Here is a 20,894-nt window from a genome sequence, read left to right on the forward strand (position 1 = left end):
TAGCGTACGCTTGTGTTGAACTATACGGCCCCGCAAGATAAGACTGTTTTCTCAGCGTGGAGGCGTTATGTCCGACACCCGTCACCATAGTGGCTGCATTGGTCCTAAAACATTGTTGGAGAAGAAGACGTCGCTGGATATAGACACGGCGTGGGCGTGGCTGTTGGCAATACGTGAAGGCCGAACAACCGAGGCGCCATTGCGGCTCGACGCTGAGGGCAATTGGCACCGTCAGAACGCTATAACACCGGCGGCCACTGACCTGTTGGACTGCCTGGTGCCGCTGGCGAGCCGTCCCCACTGGGTGATTGCCCAACTGGGGCAAAGCCTGGACGGGCGCATTGCGACGCAGAGTGGCCACTCGCACTACGTCAACGGCCATGAAAGCCTGATTCACCTGCATCGGCTGCGGGCACTGGTGGATGCCGTTATCATCGGCGCCGGTACGGCCAGTGCTGACGACCCCCAATTGACAGTGCGTCATGTCACCGGCACGCATCCCACGCGGGTAGTGCTTGATCCGCGCGGTCGTGTGCCCGCAGGCATTAAGCTGTTCCACACCGACTCGGCGCCCACGCTGCACATCGTGGGGCCGGATACACCGCCGCCGCCCAATTCGCGGGTTCAGCGCCATGTACTGCCGCTTAATGCGCAGGGGCAGTTCGCCCCAAATGATGTAATCACGCTGCTTAATCAGTGTGGTTTGAAGCGCATTCTGGTGGAAGGGGGCGGTATAACGGTCTCCCAGTTTATTGAAGCAAATGTCATTGATCGCCTGCATCTTCTGGTCGCCCCACTGCTGATCGGCTCGGGCAGGCCGGGGCTTCAGATGACGCCTATCGAGACGCTTGGAAGTGCTCTTCGCCCGACGATGAGAACGTTTCGCTGTGGAGACGACACGCTGTTTGACGTGTTGCTGAGAGCCACCACCTTTGCCTGACGGCTGGGCACGGTGACGTTTATCCATCGCCACCCAAATGCCCGGCAGGCTTGAAAGCAGTACTAACACACCATAAGCAAGGGATACCGCGACCCCTTGAGCAGTGGGCAGCCCCACCAGCGCCCAAGTGGCCACAGCGGCCCCTTCACGCAGTCCCCACCCGGCAACGGACAGCGGAATTAACATGGCTAACAGAAGCACCGGCGCCAATGCCAAAATTTTCGACGCCGCAAGCTCGACACCAATGGCCCGCGCCGCACAGACCATAACGACCCCATAGCTCATGACAATAACGAGCGAAGATACCAGCTGTAGGTGCCACACCCCGGGGCTAAAAAGGCCTCGCTTGATATCCACCCCCATCGAATGACACCACGCCGGTAGCCGCGATGAAGGCAAGCGCACTACTCCTTGCCACACAGCCACGCCTGCAAGGCACAGCCCACCAATAATAGTGAGGCTAACCGGCCAGCCAAGCACGGCGTGCCATAGCGGAGAAAGTAACAGGGCCGCGATGGTTAACCCCACCACAGCTACCTGCCCAGAGGTGCGCTCGATAATTACCGCCCGCCATGCGCTACCCCGTGAGCCTGCTTGTTGAGCGTGCCGATGAGCGCGGCCAGCATCGCCTAAAATGCCACCAGGCAATATCTGATTCACTAACAAAGCAAGATAGTACTCCCGCAATGCATAGCTAAACCGCAGCGGAGCCCCCACTCGGTTGGCCGTCAACTGCCATCGCCACGCACTGAGCATAATTTGAACCACGCTAATCAGCAGCGCCACAACGACCCAGCCCAACGACAAGCGCTGTACCTGGCCCATGATGTCACGGGGCTCTACAAATAACGCGATCGCCCCCAGCAAGCCAGCACTCATTAGCCTGCGTCGAACCCAAGGAGAGCGCCATATCCGCTGCATGTTCATCGGGCTACGCCCTTTTTTCTGGCGTTGCTAGCAGGTCACAATGCCCCACCCAAATGCCCACCTCACCGGAAGCCACCGAGTGTGTACGTCGCTCACGCCACTCACCAATGCGAGTAGCAGCCTCTGGTGCCTGTTCTGTCGCCGCTTCCGCCCAGCCGTTAATGAGCGCCGTCATTAAAGGCTGATGTAAACGGTTAGCCGAACTCAACAGCCAAGGGGTAGCAACCTGTTCAACGTGATAATTCGCTTGTTCAAGCGCATTAACCAGCGTCTCGTGAGCCTGCCCGCCCAAGGCATCACCTAGTCCTTTGTCGCGATGCTGATGCGCCATAAACAGCGCCAGTAGCCAGTGATCATCATCATCGGATAACGGCTCATCATCGGCATCGGTAAAGCCCCACTCTCCGGTCACGCTAAGGGCCATTAAAAGCGCCTGGTCACGTGCCTGACAGTGCGTGACGAGCGTTTCGATCCAACCTTGCGATACAAGATCCAGCAGCGCCGATGCGGTTATCAGATCCGCATCTTGCAGAGGTACATGAACAAGCGAATCAAGCGACGTACAGAGCGTTTCTACCCGAATGCCCGCCTGGGCATTTTCCAGCTTGCCGATGCTGTCGCGGGCGTCGTTGAGTAGTTCAGCGTCATGGTCAATGAGCGTCCAGTGCTGCGGAGTCGGTAGAAAAGGCGCCAGGAAGCGCATATTGCTTCCTCTGCCTGACCCTAAATCGACCAGCCTCGGCGTCTGAGTGCGTTCGTTTAGCCATATAGCGGCTTTTTGAGGAAGCTGCTGGCTTCTAAACGTAACGTCCGCCTCTTCACGCAGCGTGAGCCAATCGGCTTCAAACTGGCTGCCGGTATGAAAAGAGGGGGCCGGGTTCAGCGCTTTAGCAAACGCAGCACCGGCATGCTGCCAATCGCTAAGCGTTTCACGCACCGCTCCTGCACCGGCTTTAAGCGACGCACGCAGCTCGGGTTCATCGCAAAAACGGCTCAGTGCATGTGTCAGTGCTTTTACATCCCCAGGCGTTACTTTAAGGCCTGCGCCTTCCGGCAAGGTTTCATCAAGAGCGCCCCCGGTCGTGGTAATGACAGGCAGGCCTCGCGCCAGCGCCTCGGTGACTACCATGCCATAACCTTCGTACCAGGAAGGCAGTACCAAGGCGTGCGCGTTTTCGTACGTCCTGGTTAAGGTCGTCGCGTCGCACTCGCCGTGCAGCTGCACACAAGACGCAAGCCCATGCGCCTCAATCAACTGCGCTACCCGGTCGGCAAACGCCGCATCACGTGCACCGCCATAACAGTCACACTGCCAGTTTCTCTGGTTTAATCCCGCCAATGCCTGGACCAACACATCCTGCCCCTTACGCGGAACAAGCGTTGCCACACACACAAACCGCAGCGGCTCGCCAAGCGCTGGGGCGGCGTTCATGGGGACAACGTCCACCCCAGGCTCGACAACACTAACCGTAGCCGCTATAGGCATGGCGTAGCGGTTTGCCAACGCCTTCAACCGGCGCTCAGTAAACCGGCTGGTCACGATTATTTGTGAGACGGCGGCAAGCCCCTTCAGCTCAGACTGATGAAATTGCTGCTGCTCGGATTCGCTTAGCCCTTGCTCATCACCCAACGGATGATGCACCAGTGCTGTTATCATCAACCGATTGGCCTGCTCAATAATGATGTCCGGTAACATCCCCATGGCGAGACCATCGATTACCACGTCCGTGGCCTCGGGCAAATCGTTTAGTGCCGTAGCCAATTGCTCGGCAGCCTCCTGGTCGGCATTAGGGAAGCGGCCTGATAAGCTGATGACATCGACGGTGCGCCCTTCCTGACGCAGCGCTTCGATAATGCGCGCATCGTAGATATAGCCGCCGGTGCGCTGATCAAGCGCCCCCGCGATAATAAACGTCAGTGGTTCACTCATAGATCACCTTCATAGCTTGCCCAGGCAATATGCGACTCATGCAGTTTGACTTCCATACGAGCGATGCCTTGCGCGGTTTTCCCCATTTGGCCTTCACCGATGGCATCGGCCAAACGGCTGAAGATAACGCTGGCCATAAACTCGGTGGAGGTGTTTTTACCCTTAAAGGCTTCTTCGTCATCCAGATTGCGATAGTTCAGGTGTGACAACACTTCCTTGAGCGTTTCGCTGGCGAGGCCGATATCAATCACTAATCCGTCCTCATCAAGCTCCGGGCGCTGAAAGACCACATCAACGACATATGTTGCCCCATGCGTGCGCTGGGCAGGACCAAAAATGTCACCTTTGAAGCTATGCGCAATCATAAAGTGATCACGAACACATAGACGGTACATAAACGCTCCTGATAGTAAGCTGTAGTGGTTAAACGTGAGCGGGGTAACGAAGGCGGTGACATAGCACGTCGCTGTCCGTAGAAAAGAGTTTGGGAGCAAGCTGGGGCAAAGCGTCAAAGTCGCTCTCGCCACTAATCAGTGCGTCTAATCGGCTATCGTTTAACAGGCTCAAGGCCAACATTAAACGGCGCTGGAAGTCCCATCGCGGGCGCAATTTAGCGGGTAACTGGCCCACCTGGCTGGCGCGCAGGCTAAGGCGCAGTGAATGAAACGCACCGCCCAAGGGGATACTCACCTCCCCTTCGCCAAACCAGCTCATTTCGATAACTCGGCCTTCGTTGCCGACCTGGCTTAGCGCTTGGCGTAAGCCTTCGGGATGGCCGCTGGCGTGAATGATGCAGTCTTGATCGTTGGGCGCTTTTTCCGGGGTACAAAAGACAAGGCCTAAACGCTCGGCGAGCGCCTGGCGCTTCGGGTTAATATCAATCAGCGTGACGCTCACACCGGGGATCTGTGAACACAGGTAAGCCACCAGGGCGCCTACAACACCGGCCCCGATAACACTGACGCGTTCCCCAAGCATTGGTTCGGCGTCCCAAACGCCGTTAATGGCCGTCTCCATATTGGCGGCCAGCACGGCGCGCGGCACCGGTATACTGTCAGGAATAGGCAATACGGCGGAAGCAGGAACGACATAGCGATCCTGATGGGGATAGAGACAAAATACCGTTTTGTTAAGCAGGTGCGCAGGCCCTTGCTCAACAACGCCGACACTACAGTAGCCATACTTGACCGGCGCGGGAAAACTACCTGCCTGAAAAGGGGCCTGCATACGCTCCACTTCACTTTCGGGTACGCGAGCATTGAATACCAGCGACTCAGTGCCACGGCTAACGCCACTGAACAGGGCACGTACGCGTACGTCTTCCTCCCCTACGCTGGTGAGCGTCTCTTTTTTAAGCTCGCCGACCCTTGGACGCGTTACCCAGAAGGCAGTGGCCGTATCGTTCGCCGACATGTCATTTCCCTATTATTCGCGTTTTCATCCAATCAGTTGGGCGCCTCTACCGTTAATCTGGCATGGCCAACGTATGAAATTTTTGTGGCGTACCGTAAAGCTTAGCCCAGAAAAGACACAGGTCGATGAATGCGGGCGCCAATTTCGTTTAAGAACGGTTAAAAATGTACGCAGGTACTTTTCAGGGACATCAATACGCTATGATTAATGGGGTAGACAACCGCAGAGCCACGTATAAGAAGCGTATATATAAACAGGCTCACCCATCAATTGACTGCGGGCGGGACATCCGCTTTGCGAGACACAATGGTTCGAATTACCACGCTCGCTTCTAGCCATCTTTTATCGAGCCGCCTCTACAGCGCCAGCGAACTAGCGGTGGGCAGTTTGCTACTGCTGGGGCTGGGCAGCCTGCTCCCCACATTGACGGTAACGGCTTTGAACTGGGGGCTAGCGTTTGGCACCTATGCGTTTATTAGCCTTTTCGTATTGATTTTCTGGTCGGGTGGCGCACTTGGCTGGGCCAACAGAATAACGTTACTGCGTGCCGTATTAGTCGCGTTGGTGGCGGGGGCGCTGGCCGACAATGTATTCACTCATGCCATTTGGCTATGGCTTGTTACCGCGACTATCGCGCTGATGCTGGATGGCGTGGACGGCTGGATAGCCAGAAAAACGCAGAGCTATAGCACGTTTGGCGCCCGTTTTGATATGGAGCTGGATGCGCTGCTTATCCTGTTGCTCTGTGTGGGGTTAATTCAACTTGAATCGTTAGGGCTGTGGGTGCTTTTGATTGGCGTTACGCGCTATGTATTTGTGGTGGCTAGCTGGCACTTTACGTGGCTTTCAGCCCCTTTATTTGCCAGCAGGCGCCGTAAAATGGTGTGCGTTTGGCAAGTATCCGCCCTGCTATTGGCGCTCACCCCGCTGACGCCCACGCTCGTTGCGAGCCTATTGGCGTTTAGCGCACTACTCTCACTTGCCTACTCCTTTGGCATCGACACCTGGTGGCTTTATCAACAGCGCCGACGCCAAGCACTTTAATGACCTGCACGTTACTTCCCCTGCTACTGATGGGCGCTATGCCTAGCATAGCGCCCAATGATTTACTCGCTAATTTGCTGCTGTAACGCATTCAATTCTTCAGTATGGCGTTCCAGCTCAAGCGTTGCCTCTTCCAGCTTAACGCGCCGTTTTTCAATGTCATCGTCATCGCCTTCATTGAGCGCCTCTTCAAATTCCGCCTGGCGCTCTTGAACCTCTGCAAGGCTCTCTTTTACTTCATCCGTTGCATCATTTAGTACACTTTCATTCGTGCAGTTATCGTCAATCGCATCTAACGCGCGCTGCAGGCCTTCCTCTCGATGCTGATTACCCTGAGCCTGGGCATGCGCTAACTGCTCACGAACATCGGCTGCCTTGCTTTCACATAAATCATCGGCGGCAGCGGCGACCGGTGGTAACAACATACCCGCCAATAAGGCAACAACACCTGCCTGAATCATATTTTTTTTCATGTTTTTCCCTATAACAGCTCATTTGATAAATACTGGCTCATCGAAGGTTAGATACACAAAATGCCTGGCAGTTCGCGCTCGTCACTCTGTTTAAACGTTGCTGACGCAATGACCAAGGACTCACCACCCGTGCGTATGGTCAATATTGGCTACTGCCTCCTGGATTAGATCATGATAAAAGCGTTACATTAACCCTCAAGAAGATGCGCACAAGGACCGTAACCGTATGATCAATCTCGCCATTTATCGCCCCTTGATAGCCCCTCTGCTCATGATGGTGATGCCTACCGCAAGTTATGCAGCGGCAAATATTCAAGTGGCGGCGGCAGCCTCGCTTACCGATGCACTTAACGAAGCTATCGCGACCTATGAAGCACAGCATGATGTATCTGTAACGCCGATCTATGCGTCCTCATCCACCCTTGCCCGCCAAATTGCCAACGGCAGCCCGGCGGCGCTGTTTATTTCAGCAAACGTTGAGTGGATGGACTGGCTGGAAGCCCAAGGCATTAATGTTCAAAAGCGCAGTGATTTACTGTACAACCGCTTGGCGCTGGTTTCAGCAAGCCCAGACGCTCCCGAGCATTTCACACCAGGCGAAGACGCCCGCATCGCCACGCTGCTGGGTGAGCGGGACCGACTCTCGGTCGGCGACCCGGACCATGTGCCGGCAGGCATCTACACCCAACAGGCGCTTGAAGCGCTAGGAGAGTGGGAGGAGCTACTCCCAAGGCTTGCGCGTGGCAACGACGTGCGGGCGGCTCTTACACTGGTGGAACGCCAGGAAACGCCTGCGGGTGTTGTGTATCAAACCGACGCATTAGCCAGCCAACAAGTAAGAGTATTGGGGCTTTTCCCGCCTGAAACGCATGCGCCTATCACCTACCCGATTGCCTTGATCGACGCCGAACAGAACGATGCAGCGATTGCTTTACGCCAATGGCTTGGGAGCGAAGAGGCACTGAGCATCTTTGCACAGTACGGATTTGATACAGGCATGGATGCCCGGTGAGCCTTTCACCTGCTGAGTGGGAGGTCATCCGCCTAAGCTTGTTAATTGGACTGGCTGCCATCGCCTGGATTTTACCGCCGGGGATTGCCGTCGCCTGGTGGCTGGCGCGCGTTGAGTTTCGCGGTAAAGCGGTGGTGGACGGCTTGATTCACCTGCCGCTGGTGTTACCGCCCGTGGTGGTTGGCTATTTATTGCTGGTGACGCTGGGTAGACAAGGCGTTATTGGCCAATGGCTGTATAGCACACTGGGCGTGTCGCTGCCGTTTACCTGGCAAGGTGCTGCGGTCGCCAGCGGCGTTATGGCGTTTCCACTGTTGGTACGCGCATTACGGCTCTCCCTTGAAGCAGTTGACCCGAAGCTTGAAGCCGCCGCCAGCACATTGGGCGCTAGCCGATGGCGGGTGTTTACCACGATTACGCTGCCGCTGGCCGTGCCCGGCCTGCTAACCGGCACGGTACTCGCCTTTGCCCGGGCGCTTTCCGAGTTTGGCGCAACGATTACCTTTGCTTCCAACATCCCCGGCGAAACCCGCACCTTGCCGCTGGCGCTTTACACCCTGATTCAATCACCCGGCCAAGAGGCCGCCGCCGCGCGGCTGTGCCTAATCGCCATTGCCATTGCGCTGGTATCGTTAATTGCCTCGGAATGGCTAGCCCGGCGCACCCGACAACGCCTACAGGAACGCGATGGCTAACGTAACGACTACTCCTCAGGCCAGCGACCCACGACTCAAACTGCAGGTTGAACAGCAGTTGGGGGATTTTCATCTTTCAGTTGCACTCAACTTGCCCGCGACAGGCGTAAGCGGCTTTTTTGGCCCCTCCGGCAGCGGAAAAACCAGCCTGCTTAGGCTGATAGCCGGGCTTGAAAGGCCAAAACAGGGCGTCCTAACACTGGGCGAGCAGACCTTGCTGGATACCCGGCAAGGCATCTTCGTACCGCCGCACCGTCGGCGTATTGGCGTTGTATTTCAAGAAGCGCGCCTGTTTCCGCACTACCGGGTGCGCGGTAATTTAACCTACGGTATGCACCGCCCGGCGTTGCAGCGCTTTGCCGAGATAGTAGAACTACTGGGTATCGAAGCCTTGCTGGAGCGCATGCCCGGCACGCTTTCAGGGGGTGAAGCGCGCCGTGTGGCCATTGGCCGAGCGCTGCTGAGCGAGCCCCAACTGCTTCTCATGGATGAACCGCTAACCGGGCTTGATGGCGCGCGCAAAGAGGAGCTGCTGCGCTACATCACCCGGCTCACCCAGCAGGTGGATATTCCGGTTATCTACGTTAGCCATGATGCCGAAGAGATCACGGCGATTGCCGATCATTTGGTGGTAATGAAAGCCGGACGGGTTCGCGCCAGCGACAAATTGGGCGCCCTGCTCCAGCGCTTTGATCTAACCCATGAACTAGGGGGATTTGATGCGGCCTCGCTACTACAAGGCGAGGTCGTCGCCCATGAAACCGCGTATGGCCTGACTCATTTAGCGCTTGATGACGAACATCAGTTGGTACTGCCTGGCACCTCAGCGCCGATTGGCAGCCGCTTGCGAGTACGCATTCTGGCCCGCGATATTGCCCTGGCGCTTACTCCACCCGCCAACACCAGTTATCGCAACCAGCTCAGTGCCACCATCACTGATTTCATCATCCTTCCCGAAGCACCTTATACGGTGGAGCTGCGTTTAAGCATCGGTCAATTTTTCTTACGCGCCCGGTTAACGCGTAAATCATGGGATGAGATGGGGTTAGCAAAAGGCATGCAGGTCACGGCACTCATTCGCAGCGTGTCGTTTACGGCATGTTAAGTGTGTCTGGCGCTGAATTAGACAGGCCGAGGCTTCGCCCATTTCAGAACCGGCTTTGGCGTACACAACGCTTTTGAACGGATACGTTGCCCCTGCTATCGCTCACTTTCGCGCTGATCCAGCGTCTGATGTATCAACGTAATCGCGTAAGCAGCGGTGTCATCCGCCAAATCGTTAACCGTTGCTGCCGACAGGATATTTTGAACAGGATTCTCTAAACCAGGCGCCTCAAGATGATTCTCGACCGGGTGGGCGAGCCGAGCGCGAATACCAGCGATTGCTTGCTGCTCTTGCTCATTTGGCGAAGCTTGGCTAAACCGACGCTCCAGCAGATGCGCGGCGTACGCCAGAGTCGAGGCATACTTCAAGTTCTGATAAGCCCACCGGTGCGTCGCTCCGAACGAGATGAAGCTTTGCATAGGGCTTGCAGCATCAACGAAGCTCGCCCGTGCTGTATCAAGCGCGGTGACGGATGCTATCAGGCGTGAATGACGCTTCGCGTCGCCCTCTTCGGCGATAATATCCCCCAGTAGCTTTTCAAACGCTGATAGAAAGCGATCAAATGCCTGACGGGCCTGCTCGCGAGTACTCTGCGGTAAGACGGCAAGCGAGACGATGATTCCCGCGAAGGCCCCCACCAACGTTTCTTCCAGCCGCAGGACAAGCAACCCCGGCGTAAACTCTCCCAGAATACCGTAGATGAGCGAAAGAGCGATGGTGATTAGAAACGTCATCATCGCGTAAGAGAGCATCATCAGATAAAACGCTGCAAAGATCGAGATCGCCACCAGCGGTATGGTCCAGTAGAGATTGCCATGCACCAGGGTAGCAAGCCCAATACCCACGCAAATGCCCACAGCAGTACCCAGCGCCCGGTTAAGCCCACGAACGGCGACAGCACCCCGCGACTGAGTATTGGAGAAAATCAGGAAGGCCGTCATCACCGCCCAGAACCACCTTTCTGGAGACAACGCGAGACCCACAATCATGGCAATGCCGGATGCCAGTGTTACCTGAACAGCTTGCCTGAAGAATGGATTGGCGAGAAGGCTTCCGCGCGGCGACGAGGCCGCGGCAGGCACCGAAGGCGGGCGCTTGGGAGATAAAGCCGAAGAGGAAGTACCGATAGAAGCGACATCGGCACGCACTTTTACTTCAACATCACGTAGCTCAGTGAGCTTCTTTTCAAGCACGGCAAGCTCGGGGCCGGATGTCTTATGATCAACTTTTAGCGCGTCATCGAGTACCCTTTCGATAGCAAGTCTCAGGTCAAACAGGCGCATCGCCAGTAGATCGGCTAATTTGACATCCATTGCTTCTGACATGGCGGGTAGATAGCTTTCGCACAAGAAAGTCGCCTCCTGCGCCCGGCGCGCAAGTTGGGTCGTTTCACGCAAGTCGATCGCCATTCCAGCCTGCAGCGAACGTGCGACCCCGGCCTGCAATCGGTCTGCAGAAAGCAGGGAGGCACGTATCACCCGTTCAAAATCCTGAACGGGCCGTTCCGGCAGCACAAAATTGCGAACGAAATGCGCGATAAAGCCTGATAACGCTAATGAAATAGCAATATCCATTAGGTCCGTATCAGGCGCCTTCAAAAAGGCAGCGATGACACCGCACATAAAGGTGAACGCGCCGACGCCCTGCCAGCGAGCGCCAAACTGGCGTATAAACACTGCCCAAAAAATGACCCCAAGCAGCACAGCACTAATGTGAAGAATCGAGTGTTCAACTAGCGAAATCGCCGCAATAACGGTGAAGCCGCAGAGTGCGGCAAAAATGCGGGAAACAGCGCGTTTGCCAGCCGTTGCATCTTTTATCGCCACCGCTCCTTGAAGCGCAGTAAGCATCGCAACGGCATAGGCTGGCGCAGGCATGGGAAACCAGCGATGAAGAAGGAGAAGCGCCAGGCAGACAAGCCCCATCGAGAGCATTGTGCGCACAGCCAAGCGAAGCCGAACCCGGCCAGGGTCAGACGTCAAAATGCTCAGTCTGAAACGACCAAGAGCACAGGTTGCGAAATCGTAAGGTCTAATCACCATTATTGACAGGGCTCGGTAGTAAGCAATCGGGTAGAAGCGGCCAACAAACGTCTCTTATTCACTCCAGCCACTTTTATAAAGCCGAGACGTCTGAGACACATCGTTATGGGACGTAATAGTTTCAGGCGGCCTCTTTCCCTTACATTCCCAACATGCACTTATCATTTATGAATCGATTCTTCATCCTGACAGGTTTAGTGTCAACCCAATAACCGTCGCGCTCTTTTGCTAAAGTATCAAGCTGTCTTTTCCCACAATAACTTTCAACAATAATAGCGTCATCACTTTCTCCTCTGATCGCCCAAAGTATGTACGAAAAGTCGCTTAACTTAAGCGTAAAAATTCAATTTAAGCGGGCTGCCCTTTCTAAATCTTTTAACCACTTCTGAAAGGGAAATTTGTATCATAAAGAAACAGATACGAACGATGTGCGTAAAAACCATGTACATAAAAACCATGCACATAAAAACCATGCACATAAAAACCATGCACATAAAAACTTATGTGCATAAAAAAAGCCCTTATCGATGGATAAGGGCTTTGATCAAAAACGCTTAAAAGAGCGCTTTAGTGACGGAAAGCTTCGGGATAGACCGTCAGATCAACCCCCCATAGCATCGGTAAAAGAAAGTATACAGACGCCGTAATCAGGAGCATGGAGATAATATTCAGGCCGAAACCGTTACGTACCATTTCGGTGATCTTGATTTTGCCAGTTGCGAAGATAATCGCGTTGGGCGGCGTCCCTACCGGCAACATAAAGGCACAGTTGGCCGCCATGGCAGCAGGTACCATCAAAGCAAACGGGTGAATATTTAGCGCCAGCGCCAGCGATGCCAGTACCGGTAAAATCATGGTTGCCGTTGCTGTATTGGAGGTAATTTCCGTAAGAAACAGCACTATACCGGTCGCCAGAAGAATGACCAGAATGAAATTCATTCCCTGAAGCACGCTCATCTGGTTGCCGATCCAGCCCGCCAGACCTGAGGAGCCGAACCCTGCCGCAATGGCCAAGCCGCCTCCAAATAGCAGTAAAATACCCCACGGCACGTCCCGCGCGATATCCCAGTTGAGCAGACAGCCGCCTTTGTTTTTAGAGGGAAGCAGGAACAGTAATATCGCAGCACTGATCGCTATCATGGCATCACTGATGCCGGGAATATTAATAATCTGGCCTTGCCACAAGAAAGAGCGAGTAATCCAGAAAAACGCTGCAAAAATGAACACCCCCAGAACGGCTTTCTCTTCAAATGAGATCTTGCCTAGCGCTTCCTTTTCTTTCTTGATGAGTTCCTTACCGCCGGGAAGGTTACGAAAACTAATCGGATAAATCAGGTAAGTAAGCATCAGCCAACCTAACACCAGCAGCACCATTACCACCGGGAAAGCAAACATTAACCAGTTGGCAAAGGAGATTTCCACGCCAAAAAGTTGATTCACGACCGCCGCTAAAATGATGTTCGGCGGTGTACCAATCAACGTGCCTAACCCACCAATAGTGCCGCCGTAACCGACACCGAAAATTAGTGCTTTACTGAACTTGTCAATTTCCTTGCTATCAACCTCGCCCCCGTTTTTACCCAGTTCCTGGCTCACCTGGTAGACGATCGCGGTGCCGATCGGCAGCATCATCATGACCGCGGCGGTATTCGACACCCACATGGAAAGAAACCCAGTGGCCGCCATAAAGCCAAACACGATGCTGTTAATACTGGTGCCCAACACGGAAATAATCGTCAGTGCGATACGCTTGTGCAGGTCCCACTTTTCCATCGCCAGTGCGATCATAAACCCGCCCAGGAAAAGAAAAATAATAGGATTTCCGTAAGCAGCCGTGACTGTACTTCCATCCAATGCGCCCGTAATAGGCAGCAATATAATGGGTAGTAACGACGTTGCCGGGATAGGGATAGCCTCAGTAATCCACCAAACAGCGACCCACAACGTAGTTGCCAAGACCATGCGGCCTTCAAAACTTAAATCAGCAGGATGAAAAAACAGCGCAACCAAAGCAAACAGCAGCGGCCCAAGTACAAGCCCTACTGTTTGGGGCTTATTGTAAGCAGGTGGGCGTGGAGATGGCCCACTGCCCTGAGACTCTCCACCACCGGATGCGGCGGAAGGACGTGAGGTGCTGGGAGCATGCGTTGAGGGTAACGCACACATCAGCAGTTTCTTGGCTTGATCGTGGGAATACCATAGCTGGTCCCACACGGTCATCATGGCAACTCTGCGCATTATAAAAACACCGCTGTCAGGTGAACAAAAAGTAGATTGATAGTGAGCAACTTACCCAGGCTGAGAAGGGCTCAACGATTTCGTGGCGCCCTTTATTAACTGCAATAGGACATTAGTCCAGTAAAACGCCCACAATTACAACCAAAGTCTAACAACGTTAGTCGTATAACCTGAGCCAGCAGGCACCCTGGTTATTGCCAAAAATGTCTATCGCTGCGTGCTGCCAGTCGCGAATCTGGAAAAACCCTCTGGTTTTCAAGCGTCACCCATCAACACAGGCTTTTCCTTGGTGACATATTGATGGCAAAAAAATTAACGTTTTGTATAGCTTTTATTAAGTCGCTTTTTACCTATCGTGGTCTATGCTGAAACCTGAAGCGGTCTTTCAGAAACGATTCTTTAAAAAACGTTGTGAAATGGCCCAAGGGTACGGGCTTTGGATTAGTGGGGATCAGGGGTGACTAATCGCAACGCGATGGGAGCCAGGATGAAACGTCAACATCTTTTCAATGGAGCAAAACCAGACAGCCGTAACTACCTTAAAAAACATCTTATATAATAGCTATATAGGAATCAAAAAGCCAAGAAGAAGAAATGATAAAACGTGCTTTACTGGCTTTTTTATCAGGCTGCGTAGTCACATTGATCGCTACGCTACCTTTGTAATAGCGGTAAGGGAAGCAGCGAGCCCCCTCTACTCATCGGAGCGGGATTTTTATTGGGCGAAAGCGTAAGAGCGAGAAGAGGCAAATAACACCTTTAAGGGGTTTGCTTCTGAAGGAAACCTATATTAGTCTTGAAGAGTACAATTTACGTACAAATAAACTCAGCATTCACAAGGAGTAGTGGCATGCAACATATCCATCTAGCAGAGATTTCCCAAGCTGGTCTTCAACTTGCGATTCAAGAAATCAAGGATGAAATGTTCGACACCCCGGAATGTGATTACACCATCGCCAAGCTGCTCTGCCACTGTAGCCAGTTTGAAACAGCGGAGCATCAGCTAGACGAAATGCTTTTAAAATGGGGCTCCTCCCCCGACGTGATTGAGCTAACTGACAAAGGCTATGCCATGCTAGCCAGCATGAAAGCCAGTGCCGTTGCCGAGATGACGCCAACTGCGGTTTCTAGCAAGACACCTCGTCAGGCAATAGTCGCTGCCTAATTATTTACTTATCAAGGTACTGCTTTTCAGCCCTACCCTTGCCTCTTTTATTCGGCGGCAAGGGTAGTATTCGTTTAATCGGTCAGTCTTCCCCGCTGCGTATCCCCGTTCATTAAAACATCGCTTCTCCGCACACCTTCCTCTCAGCTTTTTTGCACTTATTGGGCTGACATACAAAGCAACACCAGTGCTGCCAAGCGTAGTGACTGCTCTACTTAAAACCCTCCCAAAGAAACTTGCTCACGAAAATCCCGCAGGATAGCGCCAAGTGGTAGAATGCTGCCCCTTTCCGGAGGCGTCTACGTATGCCCATCCCTATTCGACTACCAGAGTGACGCGCGATGATTGCAACCACCACTGGCTTATTCCGCCCGCTTTTACAGCTGGGCCTTATCCCGCAGATTTTAATTGGCATCGTGGCAGGTACGCTGCTCGCAATCTTTGCACCCGCGATTGCCGATAATGTAGCGCTACTGGGCCAGCTATTCATTTCCGCTCTTCAAGCCGTTGCGCCTATTTTAGTTTTTGTTCTGGTGGCAGCCGCCATTTCCGCCCATAGGCAGGGGCAGCCTACACATATTCGCTCGGTGCTAGTGCTGTATATTGTCGGTACGCTGATAGCGGCACTGATTGCGGTAGCCGCGAGCTTTTTGTTTCCTACGGAGCTGTCGCTTAACGCAGAACAGGTAAGTGGTAACCCGCCCGGAGATATTTTTCAGATACTGCAAAACCTACTGCTGAATGCGGTCGCTAACCCTGTCACTGCACTGATGGAAGGTAATTTTATTGCTATTCTTGCCTGGGCCGTCGGTTTGGGTTTAATGCTGCGCCAAGCCAGCGAAACCACGCGCCTTGCTCTTAGCGATCTTTCTGACGCCGTTTCACGGATTGTGGCGCTGGTTATTCGCATTGCCCCACTGGGTATCTTTGGCCTGGTGGCAGGTACGCTGGCCGAGTCAGGCATCGAGGCGCTGCTTAATTATGCCCAGCTACTAACCGTTATTGTGGGCTGCATGCTGTTTGTCGCGCTGGTAAGCAATCCGCTGCTGGTGTACATCGCCACCCGTCAAAACCCTTACCCGCTGGTCTTTGCCTGCCTGCGTGGCAGCGCGATCACCGCCTTCTTCACGCGTAGTTCTGCTGCCAACATCCCGATTAACCTTGAGCTCTGCCGCCGCCTGAAGCTGGACCCTGATACCTACTCCATCTCTATCCCGCTGGGTGCCACCATCAACATGTGTGGCGCGGCCATCACTATCACTGTCATTACCCTGGCCACGACACATACCTTAGGTATTAACGTCGACTTCCCCACCGCCCTACTACTGTGCATCGTATCCGCCCTGGCGGCTTGCGGCGTTTCAGGCGTGGCGGGCGGCTCGCTAATGCTGATCCCGATGGCCGCCAACCTGTTTGGCATTCCTACCGAAGTGGCCATGCAGGCGGTTGCGATTGGCTTTGTGATCAGCGTGGTACAGGATTCCACAGAGACGGCGCTTAACTCCTCAACCGATGTACTGTTTACTGCAGCTGCTTGCCGAGCTAAAGAGGCAAAGACCAGCGCCTAAGCTTCAAGCGTTCAGCCTTCTCTTAACAGCTACATTCCCGCTGTTAAGAGAAGGCCAATAAATACCAACGGCTCGTTTTGGATCATGACTTCAAAACGGGCCGTTTTGGTATTTGGCTTCTTATGGTTAGCATCCCCCATCGCTCAGAAGCGACGAAGCGCTTTTGTAGCGCTCAGGTTGACAAACAAGCGTTCCTTATATAGAACGTTCTCTATAAGGAACAACGAGACACCCTGTATGGATAAGCTTTCACTTAATACGCTGGGCCAGCATTTGCAGTCGCTGCGCCAGCAACAAGGCCTTTCGCTTTCTCAGTTAGCGAACGCCGCCGGTATGGCTAAATCCAATTTATGTCGACTTGAGCAAGGCAACGGCAACCCAACGCTGGACACCATTTGGCGGCTGGCCGTTCAACTCAACACTCCCTTTGGCACCCTAGTCGCGCCGATTACCGTACCGCTGGGCGAAGACGGCGTGCAAGTACGCCTCATTGACCAAGGCAAAGGCGCCCCCCACGTGGACGCCTACTGGATGCGCTGCGCGCCCAACACGCGGCGCCGGGCTGAAGCGCATACACCGGGCACGCAGGAATCCCTTACCCTTATTAGCGGCTGGCTGGAAGCTGGACCGGAAGGTAACACCACGCAGCTTACCCCCGGTGAAAGCCTGACCTTCCCTGCCGATAAACCACACATTTATCGCACCCAAGCGGCAGAAGCCACCATGATCCTGACCATCACCTATGGTGAAAAAGGTGATACACCATGAGCCATGCATTAACTCACTCAGCGCTAAAAGGCGCACGAGAAGCCATCCCTCTGCTGGGCGGCTATATACCGGTCTCGCTCTCATTCGGCCTGGTGGCGACACAAGCGGGCTTCACCACATGGGAGGCCGCCGCTATTTCACTGCTGATCTACGCCGGAGCCTCGCAGTTTCTCTTTGTTGGTATGATCGCGGCGGGTTCGCCGCTTTGGCTGGTTGTCGCGATGACGCTATTGATCAACGTACGCCATGTGGTTTATGGCCCTAATCTAGCCGCATTATTGCCTCAGAGCCGTCACTGGCCCTGGCTGATGCACGGCCTTACTGACCAGGTGTTTGCTTTAGCCTTAACGCGGCTTCCTCACTTGGATAAACCGGAGCGCTTCGGCTGGTTTTTGGGAGCATCGCTCCTCGCCTGGGGCGCCTGGATCATAGGAACTATCGTAGGAGCGACGGCGGGAGAGGCGTTCACCTCTCGCTGGCCTCTGCTGGGTGAGATTATGCCTTTCGCCCTGCCCGCGCTGTTTTTAACCATGGTAGCACCGCGGTTTACCGACAAACGCTGGTCGCTCGCACTCAGCGGGGCCATAGTATCCGCCCTCTTGTTTACGCTATATGGCTGGGCCAACGTCGCCATTCCACTTGCTGCCGCCTGCGGCGCGCTCTGCTTCTATATGGTTAAGCTTGAATCCAGCAAAGGTGCGTTATGAGTACAGGGCTTTGGTTAGCGGTTATTGCCTCGGCATTAGGTACGCTACTCATACGCGTCGTCCCTTTTCTATGGATGCAGCGCCGCTTAGGCAGTGATAGCGGCATCAACAACATGCCTCAGTGGCTGGGTATTTTAGGGCCGCTAATGATTGCAGCGGTGCTGGGCGTTTCTATTGTACCGGTTAACCCAAGTACGATTTCCTGGACCGCAACCGCCATTGGCCTGCTGGTTACCCTGCTGGTATGGCTGCGCGTGCGTTCACTGGGTTGGCCGGTGGCGGCAGGCGTCGGCATGTTTGGGCTGGTGCAAGTAGGCGCTTCCGTGCTTTAACACATGTACCAACACGTCAGTTGCTGAATGAATCAGCAACTGACGTTAACCACTCACCAGCAGCAACCTACCAGCTGTATTTCAGGCTACCCACCACGCTGCGCGAGGCTCCGTAATAGCAGTAAAAGTCACAGCCACTGACGTACTCTTCATCGGTAAGGTTGTTGACGTTGACCTGGGCAGTCCAGCTGTCGTTAATGCGGTAGCTCACCATGGCATCATAGAGCGTTGTAGAAGGGACATTTTGCTCAATAGCGCTATTCGCGCTGGGTACCGTTTCCCCCATATAACGCACACCCGCCCCTACCGAAAGCCCAGCCAATGTGCGGCTCATATCGTAATCCAACCACGCTGACGCCATGTGCCTTGGCACCAAGGGAACACGCTCATCCCGCAGTGCATCATTCGCATCATAGCGGGCATCGGTATAGGTATAGGCGGCAATCAGTTTTAGCTCATCTGTTAAATAGCCCACGCCTTCGATCTCTACCCCCTGCGAGCGGCGCTTGCCTACCTGCTCTTGAACAGGCGCACTGGTCGAGATCAGGGTGTTATTCTCTTCGACATCAAAGGCGGCAATGGTGAGATAACCATCTACGTCCGGTGGGGCAATTTTAACCCCAGCCTCAAACTGGCGACCCTCTAATGGCTCATAACTAGCGCCATCTGGACCAATACCCGCCACCGGGGTGAACGACTCGCTATAGCTCACATAGGGGGAAACTCCGTTTTCGCCCAGGTACATCGCACCGGCCGTAACAGAGAGGTGTTCGTCATCGTACCCTTCGCTGGAGCTGCCCGTGGTATCGCTAAAATCGTCGCTGCTATCGACATTATCGTAGCGCGCCCCAGCAAGCAGAACCCACTGATCGGCTATGCGCAGTTGGTTTTGAACATAGAGCCCCACTTGGCGGCGATCGACATTATGCTCGGTGGGGTCACCGGTATCCGGCGCCGTAAACGCCGAGTAATCGGGGTTATAGAGATCCACCGTATCGATATTTGTAAAGAAGCTAGAGCCATCACCCAGGGTGCGGAAACTGTCGCGGTTGGTGTAGTTTAAATTCAGTTCTTGATAGCCCGCGCCAACCAATAACGTATTCTCTGTGTTCTCGGTATAAGTACGCGCGATGAGTCGGTTATCAATATTAAACGCATCGTACTGGCCATCCCGGTCAATAATCCCACGGGAAATACTACGTGGCGGCGTTATATACGAATTGGGGTAAACGTTGCGCAGTTCCAAATCCAAATGGGTATAGCGGGCATTCTGCTGAAACTCCCAGGTATCGTTTATCTGGTGTTCCAGCTCATAGCCAATCGCAACCTGGCGCTGATCTAACCGATCATAATCCGGTTGACCAAAATTGGTCGCCGGATCAATTTTCCCAAACGGAGAGTCTTCGAGGGTACCCAGTGCCGGAAAGAACCCATTGGTAGGCACGCCCTGGTCTTTCTGGACGCTAGCAAGGAAGGTGACGGTGGTATCATCGCTAACATCGACCGCCAGGCTAGGCGCAAAGTAATAGCGCTCTTTTTCACTCCCGTTGAGCTCGCCCTCACCATCGCGATAGAGGCCCACTAGGCGATAGCGCACGTCATCGCGCTGCCCCACCGGGCCAGACACATCCACCCCTACCTGGCGATGATCATGGTTACCGGCTTCAACCTGCAGCGCTCCTTGCGGTTCACGGGTGGGCCGTTTACTAATCCCGTTGATCATGCCGCCAGGGGGCGCCTCGCCATAGAGGATTGAGGCAGGCCCTTTCAAAAGATCAACACGTTCAAAGCCAAAGGGCTCACTCATCCACCAGAAATAGCCTCCTGTACGGAAGAGCCGCAAACCATCCTGGTAAGTAGCGCCTTCCGCACTAAACCCACGCAGGAAAAACCAGTCGGCATTGTTGTCATTACCGTAAGGCTGAGACACAACACCGGAGCGGTACTGGAAGGTTTCGTCATATTTATTGACGCCGCGATCCTCAAGCTCCTCCGCACTCACGGTTGAAATAGCGCGAGGCGTTTCTACATCCGGGGTATCCACCTTCAGCGCGGTCGCCGTCACCACAGTGGTCCCCATGTTCACGGCCTCTTCCTGCGCCAGTGCAGCAAAAGGCACAACACACAACGTCCCCCCTAACGACACAGCCAATGCACGGCGAATAGCGACAGACAACGGTGTAGCGGAAAAAGGCGAACGACGCATGTTAAACAAACCTCACTGACAGGCAGAATGGGGGAGAGGAGCACGTGTTTTTATAGTAAGCAAACAGAGGAAGGCGAATGATACGGATTATTATTCACAACTACAACAATCACACGATGTCAAGTTTTCTTAGCCACAACGCCATTTGCAGACTCGCCGCCGTCTTTCCTAAGGAGACTTGTGCTCTTTCGCACTTCTTTTCAAAATTGACTAGCAGTGAAATAAATTGGCGAGGCTTACTTATTCGCCTGCTAGCAAGAAAACGCTTTGGGAAGGTGCCAGATTAGCTATCTGGAACCTTGCTTTAGGTCTAGCTGGCTACCTGAGTC

General features: G+C 54.1%; 17 protein-coding genes and 1 pseudogene. 10 read left to right on the forward strand and 8 right to left on the reverse strand.

The features are described from left to right. Positions 1-67: 67 nt before the first annotated feature. Positions 68-940 (forward strand): RibD family protein, encoded by an 873-nt coding sequence (locus ACT3T6_RS01095; protein ID WP_193054500.1) that lies wholly within the window; start codon positions 68-70, stop codon positions 938-940. 111 nt (positions 941-1,051) lie between these two features. Here ACT3T6_RS01095 and ACT3T6_RS01100 read toward each other — a convergent pair. The 4 genes and pseudogenes from ACT3T6_RS01100 to ACT3T6_RS01115 all read right to left on the reverse strand — a co-directional run. Beyond that, positions 1,052-1,867 (reverse strand): annotated as a pseudogene (locus tag ACT3T6_RS01100) (lysylphosphatidylglycerol synthase transmembrane domain-containing protein); the annotation flags it as partial. A gap of 4 nt (positions 1,868-1,871) precedes the next feature. Beyond that, positions 1,872-3,797: a glycosyltransferase gene (locus tag ACT3T6_RS01105; RefSeq protein ID WP_193054499.1), complete on the reverse strand. Its 1,926-nt coding sequence runs from the start codon at positions 3,795-3,797 to the stop codon at positions 1,872-1,874. Next, on the reverse strand, positions 3,794-4,192 hold the full coding sequence (locus ACT3T6_RS01110; RefSeq protein WP_172117305.1) for a 6-pyruvoyl trahydropterin synthase family protein: 399 nt from the start codon (positions 4,190-4,192) through the stop codon (positions 3,794-3,796). Before ACT3T6_RS01110 ends, ACT3T6_RS01105 begins: the two co-directional genes overlap by 4 nt. Positions 4,193-4,220: 28 nt before the next feature. After that, positions 4,221-5,210: a zinc-dependent alcohol dehydrogenase gene (locus ACT3T6_RS01115; RefSeq protein ID WP_172117306.1), complete on the reverse strand. Its 990-nt coding sequence runs from the start codon at positions 5,208-5,210 to the stop codon at positions 4,221-4,223. Between the two features lie 306 nt (positions 5,211-5,516). Between ACT3T6_RS01115 and ACT3T6_RS01120 the strand changes: the two genes are divergently transcribed. Further along, the gene (locus ACT3T6_RS01120; protein ID WP_193054498.1) at positions 5,517-6,254 is read left to right on the forward strand and encodes a CDP-alcohol phosphatidyltransferase family protein; all 738 of its coding nucleotides are present in this window, start codon (positions 5,517-5,519) and stop codon (positions 6,252-6,254) included. Between the two features lie 62 nt (positions 6,255-6,316). Here the strand turns inward: ACT3T6_RS01120 and ACT3T6_RS01125 are convergent, their stop codons facing one another. Next, complete coding sequence (locus ACT3T6_RS01125) at positions 6,317-6,727, reverse strand: DUF1090 domain-containing protein (protein WP_193054497.1); 411 nt, start codon at positions 6,725-6,727, stop codon at positions 6,317-6,319. Between the two features lie 226 nt (positions 6,728-6,953). On the opposite strand from ACT3T6_RS01125, the gene modA reads away from it, so the two are divergent. The 3 genes from modA to modC are packed head-to-tail and all read left to right on the forward strand — an operon-like array spanning position 6,954 to position 9,539. After that, positions 6,954-7,739, forward strand: coding sequence for a molybdate ABC transporter substrate-binding protein (modA, locus tag ACT3T6_RS01130; protein WP_193054496.1), 786 nt, complete (start codon positions 6,954-6,956; stop codon positions 7,737-7,739). Further along, entirely contained in the window at positions 7,736-8,434 is a 699-nt protein-coding gene (gene modB / locus ACT3T6_RS01135; RefSeq protein ID WP_193054495.1) for a molybdate ABC transporter permease subunit, read from the forward strand. The genes modA and modB overlap by 4 nt, the downstream gene beginning before the upstream one ends. Continuing rightward, positions 8,427-9,539: a molybdenum ABC transporter ATP-binding protein gene (modC, locus tag ACT3T6_RS01140; RefSeq protein ID WP_193054494.1), complete on the forward strand. Its 1,113-nt coding sequence runs from the start codon at positions 8,427-8,429 to the stop codon at positions 9,537-9,539. The genes modB and modC overlap by 8 nt, the downstream gene beginning before the upstream one ends. Positions 9,540-9,634: 95 nt before the next feature. Here modC and ACT3T6_RS01145 read toward each other — a convergent pair whose 3' ends face one another. Beyond that, entirely contained in the window at positions 9,635-11,521 is a 1,887-nt protein-coding gene (locus ACT3T6_RS01145; RefSeq protein WP_193054493.1) for an FUSC family protein, read from the reverse strand. 627 nt (positions 11,522-12,148) lie between these two features. Next, on the reverse strand, positions 12,149-13,801 hold the full coding sequence (locus ACT3T6_RS01150) for an SLC13 family permease (RefSeq protein WP_193054545.1): 1,653 nt from the start codon (positions 13,799-13,801) through the stop codon (positions 12,149-12,151). A gap of 868 nt (positions 13,802-14,669) precedes the next feature. On the opposite strand from ACT3T6_RS01150, the gene ACT3T6_RS01155 reads away from it, so the two are divergent. From ACT3T6_RS01155 to ACT3T6_RS01175, 5 genes are all read left to right on the forward strand, one after another. Then, complete coding sequence (locus ACT3T6_RS01155; RefSeq protein WP_172118984.1) at positions 14,670-14,984, forward strand: hypothetical protein; 315 nt, start codon at positions 14,670-14,672, stop codon at positions 14,982-14,984. Between the two features lie 341 nt (positions 14,985-15,325). Then, a complete protein-coding gene (gene sstT / locus ACT3T6_RS01160; protein ID WP_193054492.1) occupies positions 15,326-16,552 on the forward strand; it encodes a serine/threonine transporter SstT in 1,227 nt (408 codons plus the stop codon). A 237-nt stretch (positions 16,553-16,789) separates the two neighbouring features. Continuing rightward, positions 16,790-17,320 carry a helix-turn-helix domain-containing protein gene (locus ACT3T6_RS01165; RefSeq protein WP_193054491.1) on the forward strand — a complete coding sequence of 177 codons (531 nt, stop codon included), beginning with the start codon at positions 16,790-16,792 and terminating at the stop codon, positions 17,318-17,320. Then, positions 17,317-18,027 (forward strand): AzlC family ABC transporter permease, encoded by a 711-nt coding sequence (locus ACT3T6_RS01170; RefSeq protein WP_193054490.1) that lies wholly within the window; start codon positions 17,317-17,319, stop codon positions 18,025-18,027. Before ACT3T6_RS01165 ends, ACT3T6_RS01170 begins: the two co-directional genes overlap by 4 nt. Next, entirely contained in the window at positions 18,024-18,359 is a 336-nt protein-coding gene (locus ACT3T6_RS01175) for an AzlD domain-containing protein (protein ID WP_087109813.1), read from the forward strand. The genes ACT3T6_RS01170 and ACT3T6_RS01175 overlap by 4 nt, the downstream gene beginning before the upstream one ends. 67 nt (positions 18,360-18,426) lie before the next feature. Here the strand turns inward: ACT3T6_RS01175 and ACT3T6_RS01180 are convergent, their stop codons facing one another. Next, positions 18,427-20,565, reverse strand: coding sequence for a TonB-dependent siderophore receptor (locus ACT3T6_RS01180; protein WP_193054489.1), 2,139 nt, complete (start codon positions 20,563-20,565; stop codon positions 18,427-18,429). Positions 20,566-20,894 lie beyond the last annotated feature (329 nt).

The organism is Halomonas sp. 72 (assembly GCF_052379785.1).
Taxonomy (GTDB): Bacteria; Pseudomonadota; Gammaproteobacteria; order Pseudomonadales; family Halomonadaceae; genus Vreelandella; species Vreelandella citrativorans.

Bases quoted from the DNA above. Each gene is read 5' to 3' on its own strand.
- ACT3T6_RS01175 (WP_087109813.1), top strand. From the start codon at position 18,024: ATGAGTACAGGGCTTTGGTTAGCGGTTATTGCCTCGGCATTAGGTACG.
- ACT3T6_RS01105 (WP_193054499.1), bottom strand. From the start codon at position 3,797: ATGAGTGAACCACTGACGTTTATTATCGCGGGGGCGCTTGATCAGCGC.
- modC (WP_193054494.1), top strand. From the start codon at position 8,427: ATGGCTAACGTAACGACTACTCCTCAGGCCAGCGACCCACGACTCAAA.
- ACT3T6_RS01095 (WP_193054500.1), top strand. From the start codon at position 68: ATGTCCGACACCCGTCACCATAGTGGCTGCATTGGTCCTAAAACATTG.
- ACT3T6_RS01150 (WP_193054545.1), bottom strand. From the start codon at position 13,801: ATGACCGTGTGGGACCAGCTATGGTATTCCCACGATCAAGCCAAGAAA.
- ACT3T6_RS01165 (WP_193054491.1), top strand. From the start codon at position 16,790: ATGGATAAGCTTTCACTTAATACGCTGGGCCAGCATTTGCAGTCGCTG.
- ACT3T6_RS01115 (WP_172117306.1), bottom strand. From the start codon at position 5,210: ATGTCGGCGAACGATACGGCCACTGCCTTCTGGGTAACGCGTCCAAGG.
- modA (WP_193054496.1), top strand. From the start codon at position 6,954: ATGATCAATCTCGCCATTTATCGCCCCTTGATAGCCCCTCTGCTCATG.
- ACT3T6_RS01170 (WP_193054490.1), top strand. From the start codon at position 17,317: ATGAGCCATGCATTAACTCACTCAGCGCTAAAAGGCGCACGAGAAGCC.
- ACT3T6_RS01125 (WP_193054497.1), bottom strand. From the start codon at position 6,727: ATGAAAAAAAATATGATTCAGGCAGGTGTTGTTGCCTTATTGGCGGGT.
- ACT3T6_RS01180 (WP_193054489.1), bottom strand. From the start codon at position 20,565: ATGCGTCGTTCGCCTTTTTCCGCTACACCGTTGTCTGTCGCTATTCGC.
- ACT3T6_RS01120 (WP_193054498.1), top strand. From the start codon at position 5,517: ATGGTTCGAATTACCACGCTCGCTTCTAGCCATCTTTTATCGAGCCGC.
- ACT3T6_RS01155 (WP_172118984.1), top strand. From the start codon at position 14,670: ATGCAACATATCCATCTAGCAGAGATTTCCCAAGCTGGTCTTCAACTT.
- ACT3T6_RS01110 (WP_172117305.1), bottom strand. From the start codon at position 4,192: ATGTACCGTCTATGTGTTCGTGATCACTTTATGATTGCGCATAGCTTC.
- sstT (WP_193054492.1), top strand. From the start codon at position 15,326: ATGATTGCAACCACCACTGGCTTATTCCGCCCGCTTTTACAGCTGGGC.